Origin of the sequence: Pseudomonas sp. Marseille-P9899, from assembly GCF_903166565.1 — a bacterium.
Taxonomy (GTDB): domain Bacteria; phylum Pseudomonadota; class Gammaproteobacteria; order Pseudomonadales; family Pseudomonadaceae; genus Aquipseudomonas; species Aquipseudomonas huaxiensis.
On record NZ_CAESCG010000004.1, the window covers coordinates 57,560 to 77,103 of the forward strand.

The following is a 19,544-nucleotide window of genomic DNA, read 5'->3' on the forward strand; positions in this document are numbered from 1 at the left end:
GTTCGGAACTTGAACCCCGAACTTCCCCCTCCCCATACGAAGTCCGGGGTTTTTTTTGCCCAGCGTTTGCCGGGCAAAAGCCACCGAAGCCTTATTCTGCGGGCTTGTCAGCCAATTCCATCCAGCGTGCCAGCACCGCGTAGGCCTCTTCCAGGCCTTGGCGTTTCGGCGCCGAAAACAGCTGGATCGTGACGCTCTCGCCCCAACCCTTGCGGATTTCCGACTGAACCTTGAGCAGGGTGTTCTTGGCTGCGCCAAAGGTCAGTTTGTCGGCCTTGGTCAGCAGGATGTGCATCGGCATGCCGCTGGCGATCGACCAGTCGAGCATCATCCGGTCGAAGTCCGTCATCGGGTGACGCACATCCATCATCAGGATCAGGCCCTTCAGGGCTTCGCGGCTGCCCAGGTAGGCTTCCAGGTGGCGCTGCCAGTGCTGCTTGAGCGGGATTGGAACCTTTGCATATCCGTAGCCCGGCAGGTCGACCAGACGCCGATCGTCGTCCAGACTGAAGAAGTTCAACAACTGGGTACGCCCCGGTGTTTTCGAGGTGCGGGCCAGGCTGGCGTGGGTCAGGGTGTTGAGGGCGCTGGATTTGCCGGCGTTGGAACGCCCGGCGAAGGCGACTTCGTAACCTGCATCGGGCGGGCATTGATCGACTTTTGCCGCGCTGATGGCGAATTTCGCCGTTTGGCAAAGTCCGAGGATGGGGTTTTTGACTTGCATGGGATGTCCGGTTTGGGTGTTGCCAGAGGCTGGCTCGGCAAGCGGTGTCGTTTCCGTTTCGGTAACGGGAGTATATAATGCCCTAGATTTTGTGTGCGCATTATCCCAGCGTAGGACGATGTGCACGGGGGCCTAGAATTACAGATTGCGCGACAGAACGCAGTGCAACCCCCAACCCTGAAAGGTCGTTCGCATGACGAAATGGCTGCTTGCATTCGGTGTCTTGATACCGTTTTTCAGCGCTCAGGCTACACAGGATCCCGAGGCGTTGTACAACCGCACGTGTGCGGCTTGTCACGCCGGGCAGCTGCCACAGGCACCGAAAGCGGGTGACAGTGCGGCTTGGGAGCCAAGACTGGCGCAGGGTATGGAGATGTTGGTCGGGCATGTAACCCAGGGTTTCAAGGCTATGCCGCCGCGTGGATTGTGCATGGACTGCAGTGCCGAGGACTACCAGGCAATCATCCTCTGGATGAGCCAGTAGGCCCGATACATAACTCTTTCACCCTTAGCCGTAGTTGGATTAGCTGATGAACAAACTACTCGTGAGTCTGCTGTTGACCCTGGGCGTTACAGGCGGCGCCAATGCCGCAGGCACTATCGTTGGCGATGCCGCTGCCGGTCAGAGCAAAACCGCTGTTTGTGGCGCTTGTCACAATCCGGACGGCAACAGCCTGGCACCGAACTTTCCGAAGCTCGCAGGCCAGGGTGACAAATACCTGCTGAAGCAACTCAACGACATCAAGGGAGGCAAGCGCACCGTTCTGGAAATGACCGGCATGCTTACCGCCTTCTCCGATCAGGACCTGGCCGACATCGCCGCCTACTTCTCCAGCCAGAAAGGCAGCGTGGGTGCCGCCGATCCGAAACTGGTCAAGCAGGGCGAAGAGCTGTTCCGCGGCGGTAACCTGGAGAAGGGCCTGCCGGCCTGTACCGGTTGCCACTCGCCGAACGGCGCGGGTATCGCCGCCGCCGGCTTCCCGCACCTGGGCGGCCAGCACGCCAGCTACGTGGCCAAGCAGTTGACCGCGTTCCGCGAAGGCGAACGTACCAACGACGGCGACGCCATGGTCATGCGCTCGATCGCCGCCAAGCTGAGCAACAAGGACATCGAAGCGCTGTCCAGCTACATCCAGGGTCTGCACTGATCCGGGGACGCACCTTAACGCTGGGTTAATGGTGCGTCACGAACATGAAAAGGGCGGCTTCGGCCGCCCTTTTTTCGTTCCACTGCCGTTACACTTACGAACTCGCACCCGCCTTGGCCTGTCAGAAGATAGGTCGTTTCAGGGCGACCCATGACTGCTCAGGAGTAAAGCATGCGTAAACTGATTCTCAGCGCCGCGTTGGTGGCTGCCAGCGCTTTCGGTATGACTGCACAGGCTGCCGAGCCAATCGAGGCGGGCAAGCAATATATCGAGCTGAGCAACCCGGTGCCGGTGTCCGCGCCTGGCAAGATCGAGGTCGTTGAGTTGTTCTGGTATGGCTGCCCGCACTGCTACGCGTTCGAGCCGACCATCAATCCATGGGCTGAAAAACTCCCGGCCGACGTCAACTTCAAACGCATTCCTGCCATGTTCGGTGGCCCGTGGGATGCTCACGGCCAGATGTTCCTGACCCTCGAAGCGATGGGCGTAGAACACAAGGTTCATGCTGCCGTCTTCGATGCCATTCAGAACCAGCATAAGCGCCTGACCAAGCCAGACGAAATGGCTGACTTCCTGGCGACTCAAGGCGTAGACAAGGACAAGTTCCTTGCTACCTTCAACTCCTTCGCGATCCAAGGCCAGATCAAACAAGCCAGGGAACTGGCGAAGAAGTATGAAATCACCGGCGTTCCAAGCCTGGTGGTCAACGGCAAATACCGCTTCGACCTGGGCACTGCCGGCGGTCCTGAAGGCGTTCTGAACGTTGCCGATCAACTGATCGCCAAGGAGCGTGCCGCCAAGTAAGCGGCGATCACCATGAGACGTTGGAGAAGCGAGCGGACTGCCGGCCTGTGTGATCCACGGGTCAACGAAAATCATCTGGTGGAGAACAGTCTCCCGGAAGACGGTCGTCTGCGCTTGCTCAGCTTCAACATCCAGGTCGGCATCAGCACCGAGCGTTACCGGCACTACCTGACCCGCGGCTGGCAACACCTGCTGCCGCACACCGGGCGTGCCGGCAACCTGCAGAAGATCGGCGACCTGCTCAGCGACTTCGACCTGGTGGCCCTGCAGGAAGCCGATGGTGGCAGCCTGCGCTCGGGCTACGTCAATCAGGTCGAACACCTCGCCCACCTCGGTGCGTTCCCCTACTGGTACCAGCAGCTCAACCGCAACCTCGGGCGTTTCGCCCAGCACAGCAACGGCGTGCTCAGCCGGCTGAAGCCGCAGTTGCTGGAAGATCACCCGTTGCCCGGCCCCGCTGGGCGCGGAGCGATCCTGGTGCGCTTTGGCGAAGGTGAAGACGCTCTGGTGGTGGTGATGATGCACCTGGCCCTCGGTTCCAAGACCCGGGCGCGGCAACTGGCCTATATCCGTGAACTGATCAGTGGTTATCGCCATCAGGTGCTGATGGGCGACATGAACACCCACGCCACTGACCTGCTGCAACACTCGCCGCTGCGTGACCTCGGGCTGATTGCCCCCCAGGTCGAGGCGACCTTCCCCAGCTGGCGCCCGCAGCGCTGCCTGGACCATATCCTGCTCAGTCCGACCCTCACCCTGGAGCGGGTCGAAGTGCTATCTCAGCCAATTTCCGATCATTTGCCTGTGGCCGTTGAGATTCGTTTGCCTGATGCACTGACTGTGGATACGCTTCCGGTTTTGCGTTAGTCCCCCCTTTGCGGACCCAGGCATGACCGACGAAGCCCAGCGCTGGAAAGAGAAGTACCTCAAGAGTATCGAGCAGCAGGAAAAGCTGGAGCGCCGTTGGGAGGCCCGTCTCGACTTGCTTCGCCGTGGCCTCGTGCGCAGCACCCTCGCGGCTGAAGGCAGTGACCGCGTGGTGGATGAGTGCATGAAGGAAATGCGCGACGTCATCCGCACCGACAACATGGACGCCGCCCTCTCCGGCCTGATCCCGCGTCTGGAAAAGGCCGTGCTCGATTCCGAGCAGCGCCGTGCCACCCGGGTTTCCCAGGTCAGCACCGCGCTCACCGCGCTGGTCAACCAGTTGCAGTCGCTGTCGCTGCCCAGCGAAGTGCGCCGTCCGCTGAAGAAGTTCGCCAAGCAGGTAGAAGCCCGCGCCAGCCAGTCGCGCGAGGTGCCGTTGCTCCTCGGCGAACTGAGCAAGCTGCAAGGCCAGGCGCTGGAATTGCTGAACAATCCCGAGGAGCACAAGCAGCCGGGCTTGTTGCAGCGCCTGTTTGGTGGCCGCGATGTCGAGGCCGAAGCGGATGTCGCTCCGGCCGTCGCCGATGAGCGCCCTGTCGAAGCTGCGCCGCCACCGGCGCGGAAGGTCGAAGACGCGCCGTTGGCGGATGTCGATGAGCTACGGCCGCTTCCGGTTGCCGCTGAGGTGACGGAGCACCGCGCCCCGACACCCGCGCCGCAACCTGCGCCTGTCGAAGCGCCGCCACCAGCCGCTGAAACCGAGACGCCCGCCGAGCCTGTTGCCGTAGCCGAACCTGCCGAGGTCACTCCAGCCGCCGAAGCGCCGGTCGAGGATCAGCCGCAAGCGCCGGCAGAGCCCGTCGAAAGCCCGGAAGCGGAACGTCCCACGGACGAGACCCCGGAAACGACCGAAGAGCCCGCTCAGGAACTGACCCCGGAAGAGCTTTTGTATTCGCTCCCCGATGGCACCGAGCCGACCTACAGTTCGGTCGCCACGCACATCGAAGAAACCCTGCTCGGCCTGCTCGACGACCTGACGCTGCCCGAACGTCACCAGCCGCAGGCGCAGTCCGTGCGTGATCGTCTCGAACACGGCCTGAACTGGTACGAACTGCTGCCGGTGCTGGACGACCTGGCCGTGTTGATGCTGGCCATCACCGACAGCGGCCAGCACGAATTCGAGGCGTACCTGCAACAGCTCAACGAGCGCCTGGAGTCGTTCCAGAGCCATCTGCAGGAAGCCAGCGAAGGGCACGCCGACAACCAGACCGCCGAACGCGACCTGAACAGCCAGTTGCGCGAACAGGTCGACGGCCTGCAAACCAGCGTGCAGGGTGCGGCGGACGTCGACAGCCTCAAGCACATCCTGGAAAACCGCCTGGAAGGCCTGCTCGGCACCATGGACGAGCACCAGAACGAGCGCGACAAGCGCGAGCAGGAAATGTCCACCCGCCTCAAGGGCCTGGCCGAGCGTGTCGCGCACATGGAGCAGGAAGCCCAGGGCTACCGCGAGCACCTCGAAGAGCAGCGGCAGAAAGCCTTGATCGATCCGCTGACTGGCCTTCCGAACCGCGCGGCGTGGTCCGAGCGGCTGGACCTGGAAGTCGCCGACTGGCAGGAAAAAGGCGGTCACCTGCTGATGGCCATCCTCGACCTCGACCATTTCAAGCGCATCAACGACAACTACGGCCACCTGGCGGGCGACAAGGTGTTGAAGATCGTCGCCAACGAACTGCGCAAGCGTCTGCGCCCCCGCGACTTCATCGCCCGCTTCGGCGGCGAGGAGTTCGTCCTGCTGGTTCCGCAGACCGGCATCGCCGGTGGTCTACAGTTGGCGGAGAGCCTGCGCGCGGCGGTGGAAGCCTGCCCGTTCCACTTCAAGGGCGAGCGGGTCACCATCACCCTGTCGGTGGGCATCACCGCATTCCGCTCCGGTGAGCGCAGCGATGTGGTGCTCAAGCGGGCCGACGAAGCGCTCTACCGGGCCAAACACCAGGGTCGCAACCGCGTCGAACAGGGGTGAGCGGCCTTCAGTGAGGTACGTTATGCTATTGCATTACAGACTTCCCAGGCGTCGCCCCTTTTTCATGAAAGCGTTTTTCTCCCTCCTCCTGCTGGCCGTGCTGGCAGGTTGCAGCAGCGGCCCGCAACTGCGCATTGATCGCAGCCATGTCTCGGCCAATCAGGACGGCCGTATCCAGTTCGTCGTGCTGCATTACACCAACGCCTCCCTCGAACGCTCGCTGGCACTGCTGACCCATGGCGAAGTCAGCAGCCATTACCTGATCGGCGATGATCGCAACGCCACCATCTATCAACTGGTGGATGAAAGCCGCCGTGCCTGGCATGCCGGCGACAGCCAGTGGGAAGGCCGTACCTGGCTCAACTCCACGTCCATCGGTATCGAGATCGTCAATCCGGGCTTCACCGACACGCCAACCGGCCGCGTCTGGCACCCGTACAGCGAGGCGCAGGTCCAGTCGCTGATCGTCCTGCTCAAGGACATCGTCAAGCGCAACAACATTGAGCCGCGGCACATCATCGGCCACAGCGATATCGCTCCGCTGCGCAAGCTCGATCCCGGCCCGCTGTTCCCGTGGAAACGCCTGGCTGACGCCGGTCTGGGCATCTGGCCCGACGCGCGGGCGGTGGCGCAGGTGCAGGCGCGCTTCGCGGTCAATCCGCCCAGCGTGACCTGGTATCAGCAGCAACTGGCACGCTTCGGCTATGCGATCGAGCAGAGCGGCGAGCTGGATGTTGCCACCCGCCATGTGCTGGCTGCCTTCCAGATGCGCTTCCGTGCGCAGCGTTTCGACGGCCAGCCCGATGCGCAGACGGCGGCGATCCTGCAGGTGCTCAACAACGCCCGCTGACAGGGCCCTGAACGCCGCCGCCCAACGGGCGGGCTGAGTCGTCCTCCTGTTGCTATACCTCTAGGTACTCGACGGGATATTTTTGATGTCATCTGCCCTCCTGATGTTGCGCGGCCTGCTCTATCGTCCCTGGCTTCTGGCCGCGCTTGCGGCCTCGGCGAGTGCGATCCTGTTGCTGCTGGCCAGCCTCGGCGTGGCGATGCACCAGTTGCAGGTCAACGAAAGCGAGCAGATGAATGCCCGCGGCGAGCGCTTCCTCGATCGGCTGGAGCAGATCTTCGGGCAGTTGCGCGAAGGCGTCGATGAACTCCAGGCGCAGCCGGCGCGCGGTTGCGACGCCAACATGCTCGCGGCCTTGCAGCAGGTGGCCTTCAATAATCGCTTTGTCTTCGAGGCCGCCTACGTGGACGGCCAGCAGACCTGCTCCAATCGGCTTGGCGATCGCACCTTCGAATCCTTGCCGCCGCCGGATATCCAGGGCCCAACCTACAGCTACTGGCTCAACACCAGCACCGAACCCGATGACAACCGCGCCGCGCTGGTGCTGGGGCGTGGGCCGTTTCGGGTGTCGACCTCCCGCGGTCACCTCACCGATGTGGTCGATCTGCCCGCCGGCGGCAGCCTGCTGGTGGTGCTCGATCGCGGCGCCCGTGCGGTGCCGGTGTTGGGCCCGGTGCAGCCATGGCCGCCGGCTGTCGACGTCTGGCCGCCGGTGTCCAAGGAGGCGCTGGTGGAACTGCCGGACCGCCTGGTTTACCGCATGCCGACCAAGTCGCCGGATTACCAGTTGGTGCTGATCGCCCCGCGCGCCAGCCTGCCCTTGAAGATGAACGGCGTGCTCTGGCTGCTATTCCCCGGCAGCCTGCTGCTGGCCTGGTGCATCGGCTGGGCGGTGCTGCAACTGGTGCGGCAGAGCCGCTCCATGAGTTCGGAGCTGCAAGGCGCTTTGCGCCGGGGTGAATTGCAGGTGCTCTACCAGCCGATCTTCGAACTCACCAGCCGCAACTGCGTGGGCGCCGAGGCGCTGGTGCGCTGGCGCCGCCCCGACGGCTCGCTGACCAGCCCCGACCTGTTCATCCCGCTGGCCGAGAACACCGGCCAGATCCGCCAGATCACCGACTTCGTCCTGCAACGGGTGTTCGACCAGCTGGCCCAGCTCCTGCGCGCCAATCCGAAGCTGTACATCTCGGTGAACCTTGCCGCCTGCGACGTGATGGTGCCGCGCATCGGCCGGGTGGCGGCGCGGCTGCTGGCCACGCACCATGTGGCGGCGAGCCAGATTGCGTTCGAGGTGACCGAGCGTGGCTTGATCGACGTGGTAGTGGCCCGGGACAACCTCCAGGCGCTGCGGGCGGTGGGCCATCAAGTGCTGATCGATGACTTCGGCACCGGCTATTGCAGCCTCGCCTATTTGCAGACCCTGCCGGTGGATTGCCTGAAGATCGACAAGGCGTTCGTCGACGCCCTGGGCCATGACGCCGCCAGCAGTGGCGTCGCCCCGCACATCATCCGCATGGCCCACGCCCTGCAACTGCGGGTGATTGCCGAGGGCATCGAATACGAAGACCAGGCACTGCTGCTCAACAGCGAGGGCGTGAATTATGGCCAGGGCTGGCTGTTCGCCCATCCGCTGAGCGCCCGCCAGTTCGTCGAGCTGATTACCCGGGGGCGGCGCCTGGGGCCACGGCGCATCGACGACGAAGCCTGAAACCTCTCAGACCGGCAGCGCCATGTAGAACTGGGTGCCCTGCTCCGGCCGCGAATAAACCCCCATGCGCCCGCCATGCAACTGAACGATCTCCTTGCACAGCGCCAGGCCGAGGCCGGCGCCGCCCTTCTTGCGTCCGACCTGGACGAACGGTTCGAAGATCCTGCCCTGCTGGCTGTAGGCAATGCCCTCGCCGTTATCTTCGACGCTGACGATCACCCGCTCGCCATGTCGCCGTGCCTGCAGGCGGATGCGTCCGCCCGACGGGGTGTGGCGAATGGCGTTGTCCAGCAGGTTGTCCAGCACCCGGTCGAGTTGGGCGATGTCGGCCTGGATCCGCGGTAGCGGGTTGCCCAGCTCCAGTTGCAGGTCGATCTGCCGGGCGGCCGCCGCACTGGCGTATCGCGCCCGCGCCCGCTCCAGCAACTCATCGAGGGGACAGAGGCTGCGTTCCAGCTTTTGCTGGCCACTCTGGTAGCGGGAGAAATTCAGCAGGTCGTTGATCAGTTGGGTCAGGCGCTGCATTTCCTCGCCAATGGTGTCGAACAGGTCGCTCTCGCGGGACTGCTCGGGAAACTTGACCCGCTCGCGCAGCAGACCGAACGCCATGTGCATACCGGTCACCGGCGTGCGCAGTTCGTGGGAGGCGCGCAGCACGAACTCGCTGCGGACCCGCTCGAACGCGCGCTGCTCCGTCACATCGTGAAGCACCATCACCGCGCCGAGGATCTGCCCGTCCGCGCGACAGACCGGCGTCAGGCTGTAGGTCAGCACGCGGTTTTCCTTGTCGATCTCCAGGTGCAGGTCTTCCGGCACGCGCTCCAGGTTGCCGCCGCGCAGCACCAGGTGCAGTTGCTGGTCCAGCTCGGGGCGCTGCATGGCCTCGCCAAGGCGGCTGCCGGCGCGGGAGTCGTCCCAGCCCAGTTGGCGCTGGGCTACGGGGTTGAGGTGCTCCAGGCGGCCTTGGCGGTCGATGATCAGCAGACCGTCGTCGATGCTGTCGAGCACCGCCTGCAGGCGCTGCTGGCCGGCGAGCAATTCATCGACGTTGGTTGCCTGATGCTGGCGCAACGCCTCGGCCATCAGGCCGAAGCGCCGGGCTAGCTGGTTGATTTCCAGCGCCGAGGTCACCGGCAGGGTCACTTCGAAGTCACCGCGCCCGACCTGATCGGCGGCGGTGGCCAACGCCTCGATCGGCTCGCCGAAGCGCCGGGCGATGCCGTGTGCGGTGAGAAAGCCGAGCCCCAGCACCGCCAGGCCAACAAACCCAAGCACAGCGGACATCAACACGGCTTTTTCCCGCGAGACTTTCTCCGCCCCGCGAATCTGCTCGACGGCCTGTTTGTGGGATTCGATCAGGCTGCTGCGCAAGGCGCTGAAGGCTTGGCCCAGCGGTTGATCGACACTCAGGTTGCGTGCCGGCGTCGAAGTTGCGCGCAGTTCGCGCAGGAACTGCTGGAACTCAGTGTTGGCCCGGGTGAAGTCATCGAAGCCGTCGGCCTGCCGTTCGTGACCCAGGCCCTCATCGAGCAACTGCTGGAACTCGCCCTGCAACTGGCTCAGCACCGCCGCATCGCTATTCTCGTCGAGAATCTGCGTCAGTTGCTCGCTGAGGTTCTGCCGCATCCTCAGGCCCATGTCGAGGACATAGGTGTTGTTGCGGATCATCGCTTCCTGCGAACTGGCCATCTGCTGAACGCTGACCAGACTCAGCAGCAGACCGAGCAGGGACACGGTGATCAGCGCCGAAATGCTGAGAAACAGCCGTGTCCGCAGCTTCATCGTCCATTTCATAAGTTGTACTGCTTGCGCTTGCGGTACAGCGTCGAAGCGTCGATCCCCAGGGTCTTGGCGGCTTGGTCGAGGGTGTCGCTGGTGGCCAGTACCGCACCGATATGCGCGCGTTCAAGCTCATCCAGGCTGAGCGCGGCACCGATACGCGGTGCGTTGCTGGCGGGTTGTTCGGCCATGCCGAGGTGGACGATCTCAACCTTTTCTTGCGGGCAGATGATGCTCGCCCGCTCGATCACGTTACGCAGCTCGCGGATGTTGCCCGGCCAGCGGTAATTGAGCAGCGCAGCGCGGGCTTCTTCGCTGAAGGCTCGCGCCGGCCGCGAGTACTCCTTGACGAAGCGGGCGAGGAAACGGTCGGCCAGGGTCAGCACGTCCTCGCTGCGCTCGCGCAGCGGCGGCAGGTGCAGGGTGATGACGTTGAGGCGATAGAGCAGGTCTTCGCGGAAACGGCCTTCGCGGACCATGTCCTCGAGGTTGAGGTTGGTCGCGGCAAGGATGCGCACATCGGCGCGGCGGGTTACCGGGTCGCCGACCCGCTCGTATTCCTTGTCCTGGATGAAGCGCAACAGCTTGGGCTGCAGGGCCAGGGGGAAGTCGCCGATTTCGTCGAGGAACAGCGTGCCGCCGTCGGCCTGGTTGACCCGGCCCAAGGTGCTTTCGCTGGCACCGGTGAAGGCGCCGCGGCTGTGGCCGAACAGTTCGCTTTCCATCAGTTCGGCCGTCAGGGACGGACAGTTGATGGTGACGCAGGCCTTGCGCGCCCGCTTGCTCCAGCCGTGGATGGCCCGGGCCAGTTCGCCCTTGCCGGTGCCGGACTCGCCGAGGATCAGAATGTTGGCGTCGGTGGTCGCCACCTGCCGGGCAGTCTCCAGCACCACCATCATGGCCGGGCTGTGGGAGTCGAGACCGTCCTTGGGTTTGCGGATCTCGCCTTCGAGGGCCTCAAGACGAGCCGAGAGCTGACGCACTTCCAGTTGCTTGGCGGTGGCCAGGCGCAACTGGTCGGGGCTGCAGGGCTTGACCAGATAATCGGCGGCGCCGGCCTGGATGGCGTCCACGGCGGTATCCACCGCCGAGTGGGCGGTGACGATCACCACGCGCATCCACGGGGCCTGGATGCGCATCTGGGCGAGGACGTCGAGGCCGTTGTCCTCACCCAGGCGCAGGTCGAGGAAGCACAGGTCGAACACCTGACGCTGCAACAGGGTTTCGGCCTGCGCCGCGCTGTTGGCGGTGGCGACGGTATAGCCCTCGTCCTCCAGGCAATAGCGGAAGGTACGCAAAATGGCCGACTCGTCGTCCACCAGCAGAATGCGGCCTTGAGGGTCCGGGGCTGACTCCATTTTCCATGCGCTCCTTAGGAATTATCTTGGTTAGTGTCGGAAAAATCGGGCAAGTTGCATGGTCGATTCTGATTCATTCCTTTCTTTGCATGCTAGCTCTCTGCTTGCCGACCTAAATTTCAGAAAATTCCCACGAAAAAATAGTCTCTGACCATGCAAAACGCACGACCCCGCGAGGGGGCATCGTGCAGGATGCTTTCCCGGCGGTCTTCAGTCTGTTTGTAACTGTCTGATTTATAAAGAAAATATTATTAGATGTGGGCTGGCATGCAGGCTGCAATGACCCTTCCAGGTCATAACAAGATGCAGCAAGAGGAGCCCGGCATGAACCGCACACCCGCCTTGGTGCTTATATCCCCATTACATCTGCGTCAGCTGTTGTTTCTCTCGCTGGCGCTGCTGATGACACTGATTGCCGGCCAGCTCTACAACGCCTGGCAGGTCAAACAGGTCGACAGCCAACTCGCTGCCCAGGTCGTGCGCCTGCATGAAAGCCGTGCCGTGCCCCTGCAAACCGCTCCGCTGATGCGCTCCAAAGCGCTGCCAGCCGCCACCGCCGCCGCCCATGTTCCGCAAGAACGCTGGGTGTTCTGACGGCGAACGGCCAAGGACCCTTTCCAAAACAGAAGGAGAATCACCATGTTGAGTTGGGCCATTACCTTCCTGATCATCGCCATTGTCGCCGCCGTACTGGGCTTCGGTGGTATCGCCGGCGCCGCTACCGGTATCGCGAAGATCCTCTTCATTATCTTCCTGGTGCTGTTCGTGGCTTCCTTCTTCTTCGGACGTCGCGGTCGAGGCTGAACCAATGAAAGGCGTGATACGCAACGCCCTGGCCGCCGCCCTGCTACTGGGCGGCTGCACGGCGGCAATGGCGGCCAATGACGGCCAGGTCCGGGCGACCGATATCCTCGGTTCGGACCCCGAGTATCGGGAAACCTGGCAGGACATGGTCAAAAAAGAGGAGCGGTTGCCCGAGTGGGTGCTCAACCTCAGCGGCGTTTCCGAGCAGCAGATGTCAGCGGTCGAGGAAGACGGCGACAAATACCTGGTCGGGCCGTTGTGTGAAAGTGCAGGCAAATGCCTGAACAAGCGCCTGATCGTGGCCTTCCGTTGGGATAAGGAAAAAGCCTACGCAATGCTGGTCGAGGTGCCGGAGGGTCTGCCGGGTGACAAGTCGCCCACCCGCCACGCCGATTATCGTTGGCTGGGCGACCCTGATCCGGGCATGCAGGCCATGCTCAAGGAACAACTCAAGCGTGATCCGAACTGGTACTGAAGCGCCGCCGGGTGCTTCGGTACAAAGACAGAAGCTGAACCTTTCCACCGTTCAAGCTTCTATGTTGCGCCCACCCGAGGAAGGCAGGCGCATGACCAAGGGGCCGGGCTGCTCTGATTGCTACAGGATCGGAGGGGCCTAGGGGTACAAGGAGTGCCTCCGTCGAGGGCCGGGTCAGGAAGCAACGCCGGGAGTGGTCTGTCAGGGTGTCCAGAAAATCGGGATGCCTTCGACGGGCTCTCCCGGCCGTATTCATTCCGACAGATGGCAAATCTGCCACCCGCTCGTCTGTCCGGCAAAAATAATTTCGGCTTTTCCTCACCTACCCTGATGGGTTTTCTACCCATTCGGATTGTCGAACACGCGCAGTGGGTGATGGCGAATTACCCTGCGAATCTGCCGAAATATGGCGGATTGATCGTATTCGGAATCCCGAACACGCCCTTCGCAACCCTTCCTGACGCCCGTTTTTTTCCGAAAAACTCATGCCGATTCGGCATAGGGTAGTCGTTTCCGGCATTAGACTAGCCCCCTCCACGCCTGAATAGTTGCGCCTTTTTTCGCCAGCCAGCGCTCATTACCGCTCGCTCGCGATGACCTTCTGCGGTGCCTTTGACTGTTGCCGAAGAAGTCTTCCAGACGCTTTAAATCGCTCTGGAACGCCGGTTACAGCGCAATGCCCGTGTCCACTTGAACAAAAAGGTAATGACATGAAGAAGGCAAAACTGAGCCTCGCCTGGCAGATCCTCATCGGTCTGGTACTGGGTATCGCCATCGGGGCACTGCTGAACCATTTCAGTGCAGAAAAGGCATGGTGGATCAGCAACGTACTGCAGCCGGCTGGTGACATCTTCATTCGCCTGATCAAGATGATCGTCATCCCCATCGTGATCTCGTCGCTGATCGTGGGTATCGCCGGGGTTGGCGATGCGAAGAAACTTGGCAGTATCGGCCTCAAGACCATCATCTACTTCGAGGTGGTGACCACCATCGCCATCGTGGTCGGCCTGGTCCTGGCCAACGTGTTCCACCCGGGCGCCGGCATCGACATGAGCACCCTGGGCACCGTCGACATCTCCAAGTACCAGGCCACTGCGGCCGAGGTGCAGCATGAACACGCGTTCATCGAGACCATCCTCAACCTGATTCCGTCGAACATCTTCGCGGCGCTGATGCGCGGTGAAATGCTGCCGATCATCTTCTTCTCGGTGCTGTTCGGCCTGGGTCTGTCCAGCCTCAACGCGGAAATCCGCGACCCGCTGGTGAAGACCTTCCAGGGCGTTTCCGAAGCCATGTTCAAGGTCACTCACATGATCATGAACTACGCCCCGATCGGTGTATTCGCCCTGATCGCCGTGACCGTCGCCAACTTCGGCTTCGCCTCGCTGCTGCCGCTGGCCAAGCTGGTGCTGCTGGTGTACTTCGCCATCGCCTTCTTCGCCTTCATGGTGCTGGGCCTGGTGGCGCGCCTGTTCGGTTTCTCCATCATCAAGCTGATGCGCATCTTCAAGGACGAACTGGTCCTGGCCTACTCCACCGCCAGCTCCGAAACCGTGCTGCCGCGCGTGATCGAGAAGATGGAAGCCTACGGTGCGCCGAAGGCCATCTGCAGCTTCGTGGTACCGACCGGCTACTCGTTCAACCTTGATGGCTCGACCCTGTACCAGAGCATCGCGGCGATCTTCATCGCCCAGCTCTATGGCATCGACCTGTCCATCAGCCAGCAACTGCTGCTGGTCCTGACCCTGATGGTCACCTCCAAGGGTATCGCTGGCGTGCCGGGCGTTTCCTTCGTGGTCCTGCTGGCCACCCTGGGCAGCGTTGGCATTCCGCTGGAAGGCCTGGCGTTCATCGCCGGTGTCGACCGCATCATGGACATGGCGCGTACCGCCCTGAACGTGATCGGCAACGCCCTGGCGGTCTTGGTCATCTCCCGTTGGGAAGGCATGTACGACGATGCCAAGGGCAAGAAGTACTGGGATTCGCTGCCGCATTGGCGCAGCAAGGAAGTGGCGGTGGCTGGCAAGGCCGTCAAATCCTGAGTTGTTGTCCTGCTGAATGAGAAAGCCCCGATTCGTCGGGGCTTTTTGTTTTCTGTGAGTTTCTCGGGGGCCTTATCGCGAGCAAGCTCGCTCCTACAGAGGCATGAGCTGCGCGACTTCTGTAGGAGCGAGCTTGCTCGCGATTGGAACGCCGAAGGGGTCGCAACAGAGGACACTGGTTCTGCCGGCCGCTATCATTCAGCCCATCTTTGGGGGAGTTAACGGATGCTCAACGGCCTTTGGCTTGGTTTTTTCGTGGTGGCGGCCATTTCGGCGCTGGTGCAATGGCTGGTGGGCGGCAACGCCGGGGTCTTCGCGGCGATGGTCGAAAGCATCTTCGCCATGGCCAAGCTCTCGGTCGAGGTCATGGTCCTGCTGTTCGGCACCCTGACCCTCTGGCTGGGCTTTCTGAAGATCGCCGAGCAGGCCGGGATTGTCGAGTGGCTGGCCAAGGTGCTCGGCCCGCTGTTCCGACGGCTGATGCCGGAAGTCCCGCCCGGCCATCCGGCGCTGGGTTTGATCACGCTGAACTTCGCTGCCAACGGCCTGGGCCTGGACAACGCCGCCACGCCCATCGGCCTCAAGGCCATGCGCGCCCTGCAGGAGCTGAACCCCAGCCCGACCACCGCCAGTAACGCGCAGATCCTGTTCCTGGTGCTCAACGCTTCGTCGCTGACCCTGTTGCCGGTGACCATCTTCATGTACCGCGCCCAGCAAGGCGCGATGGACCCGACGCTGGTGTTCCTGCCGATCCTCATCGCCACCACTGGCTCGACCCTGGTCGGCCTGCTCTCGGTGGCGGTGATGCAGCGCCTGCGTCTGTGGGACCCGGTGGTGCTCGCCTATCTGGTGCCCGGCGCCTTGCTGCTGGGCGCGTTCATGGCGCTGCTGGCCGGGCTGTCCGCCACCGCGCTGGCCAACCTGTCGTCGATCCTCGGCAACCTGACCCTGTTCGGCCTGATCATGCTGTTCCTGCTAATCGGCGCCTTGAAGAAGGTGAAGGTGTACGAAACCTTCGTCGAAGGAGCCAAGGAAGGCTTCGACGTGGCCAAGAACCTGCTGCCGTATCTGGTGGCGATGCTGTGCGCGGTCGGCGTGTTGCGCGCTTCCGGGGCGCTGGAGTTTGGTCTGGACGGGATTCGCCACACGGTCGAATGGCTGGGCTGGGACACCCGTTTCGTCGATGCCCTGCCTACCGCACTGGTCAAACCGTTCTCCGGCAGCGCGGCGCGGGCCATGCTCATCGAAACCATGCAGACCCACGGCGTGGACAGCTTCCCGGCGCTGGTAGCGGCGACGGTGCAAGGCAGTACCGAACCCACCTTCTACGTGCTGGCGGTGTACTTCGGCGCCGTCGGTATCCAGCGCACCCGCCACGCGGTGGGCTGTGCGCTGTTGGCTGAACTGGCCGGCGTACTGTCGGCCATTGCGGTCTGCTACTGGTTCTTCGCCTGATAGCGGTTGCCCTGGGCCACGGTCCAGTCGAGCAACTGCGCCATCAACTGGTCAGTGACCTGGCCCAGGCCACTGACCACCGCAGACACTTCCTTGTCGGCCTGTGGCTGGCGGACTTCGAAATGGCGGCTGGCGAGGATGCGCTGGGTGCGCCCCTCCACCAGCCGCGCATCGAGGCGGATCACCACGCTGATCCCCTGGGCGGTGTATTCACTCTGGAATGCCTGTAGCTCGCCAACCAGCTCGTAGTCGGCTTGCAGGTTGCTGTCGTCGGCGCTCAAGCGCGGCACCCGGCCATCCCGTTGGAAAGCATCGAGGATGCGATTGCGCAGCAGGGTCGGCGCAGGATCGGTCCAGCGTGCGCCCTTGTAGCTGCTGATCTGGTTGCCCTGCGGGACCACAGCGATGCGCGGGACATTGAAGATGTCGCTGGCCAGCGGCTTGTTCACCCGCAACGACCAGCTCACCGGCGCGCTGGTCGACGACGCGGCCACCGCCGCCGGCAGACGATAGACCTCGGCGTTCTCGGCCTTGGGCAGGATCGAGCAGGCGCTGCTCAGGCTGATCAGCAGGGCCAGGGTCAGGCGGCTGGCGAGGCTCATGGCTCGAACTCCTTGTTTTGGTCACGGCCGAGCAGGTAGCCGCTGGGGTTGGCTTCAAGGCGGCGGGAGATCCCCTTGAGCGAGTTGAGGGTGTCGCGCAGCTCGCGGATCGCCGGCGACAGTTCGCGGAAGCCCTGGGCACCGCTGTCGATGGCGTCGCGATTGCTTTCCAGCAAGGCATTCAGCGTCGCGGTGCTCTGCGCCAGCGAGCGCATCGCCTGGTCGGCGCTGTTGACGATCTGCGGGCCCTGGTTGCCGAGCATCTTGTTGGCGTTGCGCATCAGCTCGCTGGTCTGCTCAAGGGTGGCGCCGGCCTGCTTGCCGATGGTCGCCAGTTCGCGGATGGCCTGGCTGATGTCCTCGCGCTGCGCGGCAATGGCGCCGGTGGTTTGCTCCAGATGTTCCAGGGTCGAGCCCAGGCGCGTGGCGTTTTCTTCGGAGAACAGGCGGTTGGCGTTGTGCAGCAGCATGTTGATGTTGGTCACCAGGTCGCTGCTGTTGGTCAGCAGGCGGGCGATGGGCGATGGCGAGGCGATGATCACCGGCAGTTTGCCGCCCTTGCCCACCAGCGGCGGGCTTTCCGGGGTGCCGCCGCTGAGCTGGATCAGCGAGGTGCCGGTGACGCCGGTCAGTGTCAGCTTGGCCTGGGTGTCCTGTTTCACCGGGGTTTCGGCGTTCAGGCGGATGCGTGCCAGCACGCGGCGCGGATCGGCGGGGTCCAGGTGCAGGCTGGTGACATCGCCCACCTTGATCCCGCTGTATTGCACGGCGCTGCCCTTGGACAGGCCGGTGACCGGCTCGTTGAACACCACCTCGTAGTCCTTGAAGGTGCTGTCGACGCTGGATTTGGCCAGCCACAGGCCGAACAGCATGGCGCCGGCCACTACCAGGACGGTGACCATACCGATCAGCACATGGTGCGCGCGGGTTTCCATTTCATTTCTCCTTCAGCGCTGTGGCGGCCTGATACGCCGCCCGGCCACGCGGGCCATGGAAATACTCGTGGATCCACGGGTCGTCAGTCTGGGCCACTTCGTCGATGGGCGCGGCCACCAGCACTTTCTTCTGTGCCAGTACCGCGACCCGGTCGCTGATGGTGTAGAGCGTGTCCAGGTCGTGGGTGATGAGAAACACGCTCAAGCCGAGGGCATCGCGCAGGGTCAGGATCAATTGGTCGAAGGCCGCAGCGCCGATGGGATCGAGGCCGGCGGTGGGTTCGTCGAGGAACAGGATGTCCGGGTCCAGCGCCAGCGCGCGGGCCAGGGCGGCGCGCTTGATCATGCCGCCGGACAGCGAGGCGGGAAACTTGTCCGCCGCTGATTGCGGCAGGCCGGCCAGGGCCAGCTTGACCCCGGCCAGGTGCTCGGCGTCGTCGCGGCTCAGGCCGGCGTGCTCGATCAGTGGCAGGGCGACGTTTTCGGTGATGGTCAGCGAGGAGAACAGCGCGCCCTTCTGGAACAGCACGCCGAAGCGCCGTTCGATCAGCGAGCGCTCGTTGGCGTTGGCGTTGGACAAATCCTGGCCGAACACCCGCACCGTGCCTTCGTTGGGCCGGCGCAAGCCGATGATGCTGCGCAGCAGCACCGACTTGCCGCTGCCGGAGCCACCGACCACCGAGAGAATCTCGCCGCGGTACAGGTCCAGGTCGAGCTGCTCGTGCACGCTCTGGCTGCCGAAGCGGTTGCACAGGCCACGGACTTCGATCACCGCCTCGCGGGCGTCGGGCCGGCTCACCAGCCCATCTCCATGAAGAACAGCGCGGCCACGGCGTCGAGGACGATCACCACGAAGATCGACTGGACCACCGCCGAGGTGGTGTGAGCGCCCACCGACTCGGCGCTGCCGCTGACCTTGAAGCCTTCCAGGCAACCGATCGCGGCGATCAGGAAGGCGAAGAACGGCGCCTTGGCCATCCCCACCAGGAAGTGCTGCACACCGATGTCGTCTTCCAGTAGCGAAAGGAACATCGCCGGCGAGATGTCCAGCGACAGCGCGCAGACCACCCCACCGCCAACGATGCCGCAGAGCATCGCCAGGAACGTCAGCAGCGGCAAGGAAATCAGCAGCGCCAGCACGCGCGGGATCACCAGCAACTCCACCGGGTCCAGGCCGAGGGTGCGGATCGCGTCGACCTCCTCGTTGGCCTTCATCGAGCCGATCTGCGCGGTGAAGGCGCTTGCGGTGCGGCCGGCCATGAGGATGGCGGTCAGCAGCACGCCGAATTCGCGCAGGAAGGAGAAGGCGACCAGGTCGACGGTGAAGATACTGGCGCCGAAGCTGGCCAGCACGGTGGCGCCGAGGAAGGCCACCACGGCACCGACCAGGAACGTCAGCAGGGCGACGATGGGCGCGGCGTCGAGGCCGGTCTGCTCGATGTGTGCGACCACCGACGTGATGCGCCAGCGCTTGGGCTGCAGCGCGCGCCGGGCCAGGGTGGTGATGATCAGGCCGATGAAACCGAGCAACTGGCGGCTGTCCTGCCAGAGGGTATCGACCGCCGCGCCGATGCGCGCCATCAGTTGGGTCATCACCGGAAGCTGGGTAACGCGCGGCGGGATGCAGAACTCGGTCAATGAAGCCTGCACGCTGTGCAGCAGGTGGCGGCTGGCGGGCGGCAGCGGGCTGTCGCTTTCCAGTTGCGCCAGGCGCTCGGGCCCGAGCAATTCCACCAGCAGCGAGGCGCCGGCGGTGTCGAGCTTGCCGAGTTGATCCAGGTCCACGGGGGTGTTGCTGTCGTACTGGCCGCTGAGGGCCGCAGTGCTCTGCTTGAGGCTGGCGTAGTTGGCCAGCGTCCAGTCACCACTGAGCCGCAGGCGGGCCGGGCTTTGCTGGGTGTCGAGAATGGCGCTGGCGGGGCTGGGAATGCTGGTCATAGGCTCCGGAGGTCCATGGGCGCTTCGGTGCG

The 19,544-nt window shown here is 63.5% G+C and carries 19 protein-coding genes; 12 read left to right on the plus strand and 7 right to left on the minus strand.

The features are described from left to right. Nucleotides 1-91 precede the first annotated feature (91 nt). Nucleotides 92-724, minus strand: a complete 633-nt coding sequence (gene yihA, locus HWV67_RS20105; RefSeq protein ID WP_095159045.1) for a ribosome biogenesis GTP-binding protein YihA/YsxC — start codon at nt 722-724, stop codon at nt 92-94. Between the two features lie 193 nt (nt 725-917). Between yihA and HWV67_RS20110 the strand changes: the two genes are divergently transcribed. The 7 genes from HWV67_RS20110 (at nt 918) to HWV67_RS20140 (ending at nt 8,124) form a co-directional block, all read left to right on the plus strand. Then, the gene (locus HWV67_RS20110) at nt 918-1,208 is read left to right on the plus strand and encodes a c-type cytochrome (RefSeq protein ID WP_110969918.1); all 291 of its coding nucleotides are present in this window, start codon (nt 918-920) and stop codon (nt 1,206-1,208) included. A 46-nt stretch (nt 1,209-1,254) separates the two neighbouring features. Beyond that, nucleotides 1,255-1,872 (plus strand): c-type cytochrome, encoded by a 618-nt coding sequence (locus HWV67_RS20115; protein ID WP_175652527.1) that lies wholly within the window; start codon nt 1,255-1,257, stop codon nt 1,870-1,872. Nucleotides 1,873-2,043: 171 nt separating this feature from the next. Next, nucleotides 2,044-2,676: a thiol:disulfide interchange protein DsbA gene (gene dsbA, locus HWV67_RS20120; RefSeq protein ID WP_175652528.1), complete on the plus strand. Its 633-nt coding sequence runs from the start codon at nt 2,044-2,046 to the stop codon at nt 2,674-2,676. 12 nt (nt 2,677-2,688) lie between these two features. After that, nucleotides 2,689-3,543: an endonuclease/exonuclease/phosphatase family protein gene (locus tag HWV67_RS20125; protein ID WP_175652529.1), complete on the plus strand. Its 855-nt coding sequence runs from the start codon at nt 2,689-2,691 to the stop codon at nt 3,541-3,543. Between the two features lie 22 nt (nt 3,544-3,565). Then, a complete protein-coding gene (locus tag HWV67_RS20130) occupies nt 3,566-5,566 on the plus strand; it encodes a GGDEF domain-containing protein (protein ID WP_175652530.1) in 2,001 nt (666 codons plus the stop codon). Between the two features lie 64 nt (nt 5,567-5,630). Continuing rightward, a complete protein-coding gene (locus tag HWV67_RS20135; RefSeq protein WP_175652531.1) occupies nt 5,631-6,416 on the plus strand; it encodes an N-acetylmuramoyl-L-alanine amidase in 786 nt (261 codons plus the stop codon). 85 nt (nt 6,417-6,501) lie between these two features. Beyond that, complete coding sequence (locus HWV67_RS20140) at nt 6,502-8,124, plus strand: EAL domain-containing protein (protein ID WP_175652532.1); 1,623 nt, start codon at nt 6,502-6,504, stop codon at nt 8,122-8,124. Between the two features lie 6 nt (nt 8,125-8,130). Here the strand turns inward: HWV67_RS20140 and HWV67_RS20145 are convergent, their stop codons facing one another. Beyond that, a complete protein-coding gene (locus HWV67_RS20145) occupies nt 8,131-9,918 on the minus strand; it encodes an ATP-binding protein (protein WP_175652533.1) in 1,788 nt (595 codons plus the stop codon). Next, nucleotides 9,915-11,261, minus strand: a complete 1,347-nt coding sequence (gene algB, locus HWV67_RS20150; RefSeq protein ID WP_095159036.1) for a sigma-54-dependent response regulator transcription factor AlgB — start codon at nt 11,259-11,261, stop codon at nt 9,915-9,917. The genes HWV67_RS20145 and algB overlap by 4 nt, the downstream gene beginning before the upstream one ends. A 324-nt stretch (nt 11,262-11,585) precedes the next feature. On the opposite strand from algB, the gene HWV67_RS20155 reads away from it, so the two are divergent. The 5 genes from HWV67_RS20155 to HWV67_RS20175 all read left to right on the plus strand — a co-directional run bounded on the left by HWV67_RS20155 (nt 11,586) and on the right by HWV67_RS20175 (nt 16,037). Next, nucleotides 11,586-11,855, plus strand: coding sequence for a hypothetical protein (locus HWV67_RS20155; protein WP_175652534.1), 270 nt, complete (start codon nt 11,586-11,588; stop codon nt 11,853-11,855). Nucleotides 11,856-11,900: 45 nt separating this feature from the next. Then, nucleotides 11,901-12,065 (plus strand): DUF1328 domain-containing protein, encoded by a 165-nt coding sequence (locus HWV67_RS20160; protein ID WP_042127667.1) that lies wholly within the window; start codon nt 11,901-11,903, stop codon nt 12,063-12,065. Between the two features lie 4 nt (nt 12,066-12,069). After that, on the plus strand, nt 12,070-12,540 hold the full coding sequence (locus HWV67_RS20165) for an inhibitor of vertebrate lysozyme family protein (RefSeq protein ID WP_175652535.1): 471 nt from the start codon (nt 12,070-12,072) through the stop codon (nt 12,538-12,540). A 710-nt stretch (nt 12,541-13,250) separates the two neighbouring features. Beyond that, a complete protein-coding gene (gene gltP / locus HWV67_RS20170; RefSeq protein WP_175652536.1) occupies nt 13,251-14,582 on the plus strand; it encodes a glutamate/aspartate:proton symporter GltP in 1,332 nt (443 codons plus the stop codon). A 225-nt stretch (nt 14,583-14,807) separates the two neighbouring features. Beyond that, nucleotides 14,808-16,037, plus strand: coding sequence for a nucleoside recognition domain-containing protein (locus HWV67_RS20175; RefSeq protein ID WP_175652537.1), 1,230 nt, complete (start codon nt 14,808-14,810; stop codon nt 16,035-16,037). On the opposite strand, the gene HWV67_RS20180 is transcribed toward HWV67_RS20175, so the two are convergent. Genes HWV67_RS20180 through HWV67_RS20195 form a run of 4 tightly spaced genes read right to left on the minus strand, consistent with a single transcriptional unit; the run spans nt 16,019 to nt 19,512 of the window. Then, nucleotides 16,019-16,639 carry an ABC-type transport auxiliary lipoprotein family protein gene (locus HWV67_RS20180; protein ID WP_175652538.1) on the minus strand — a complete coding sequence of 207 codons (621 nt, stop codon included), beginning with the start codon at nt 16,637-16,639 and terminating at the stop codon, nt 16,019-16,021. The two genes, HWV67_RS20175 and HWV67_RS20180, sit on opposite strands and share 19 nt — an antisense overlap. Further along, complete coding sequence (locus HWV67_RS20185) at nt 16,636-17,574, minus strand: MlaD family protein (RefSeq protein WP_175652539.1); 939 nt, start codon at nt 17,572-17,574, stop codon at nt 16,636-16,638. The genes HWV67_RS20180 and HWV67_RS20185 overlap by 4 nt, the downstream gene beginning before the upstream one ends. 1 nt (nt 17,575) lies before the next feature. After that, nucleotides 17,576-18,373 carry an ABC transporter ATP-binding protein gene (locus HWV67_RS20190; RefSeq protein ID WP_095159029.1) on the minus strand — a complete coding sequence of 266 codons (798 nt, stop codon included), beginning with the start codon at nt 18,371-18,373 and terminating at the stop codon, nt 17,576-17,578. Continuing rightward, the gene (locus HWV67_RS20195; protein ID WP_175652540.1) at nt 18,370-19,512 is read right to left on the minus strand and encodes an ABC transporter permease; all 1,143 of its coding nucleotides are present in this window, start codon (nt 19,510-19,512) and stop codon (nt 18,370-18,372) included. Before HWV67_RS20195 ends, HWV67_RS20190 begins: the two co-directional genes overlap by 4 nt. Nucleotides 19,513-19,544 lie beyond the last annotated feature (32 nt).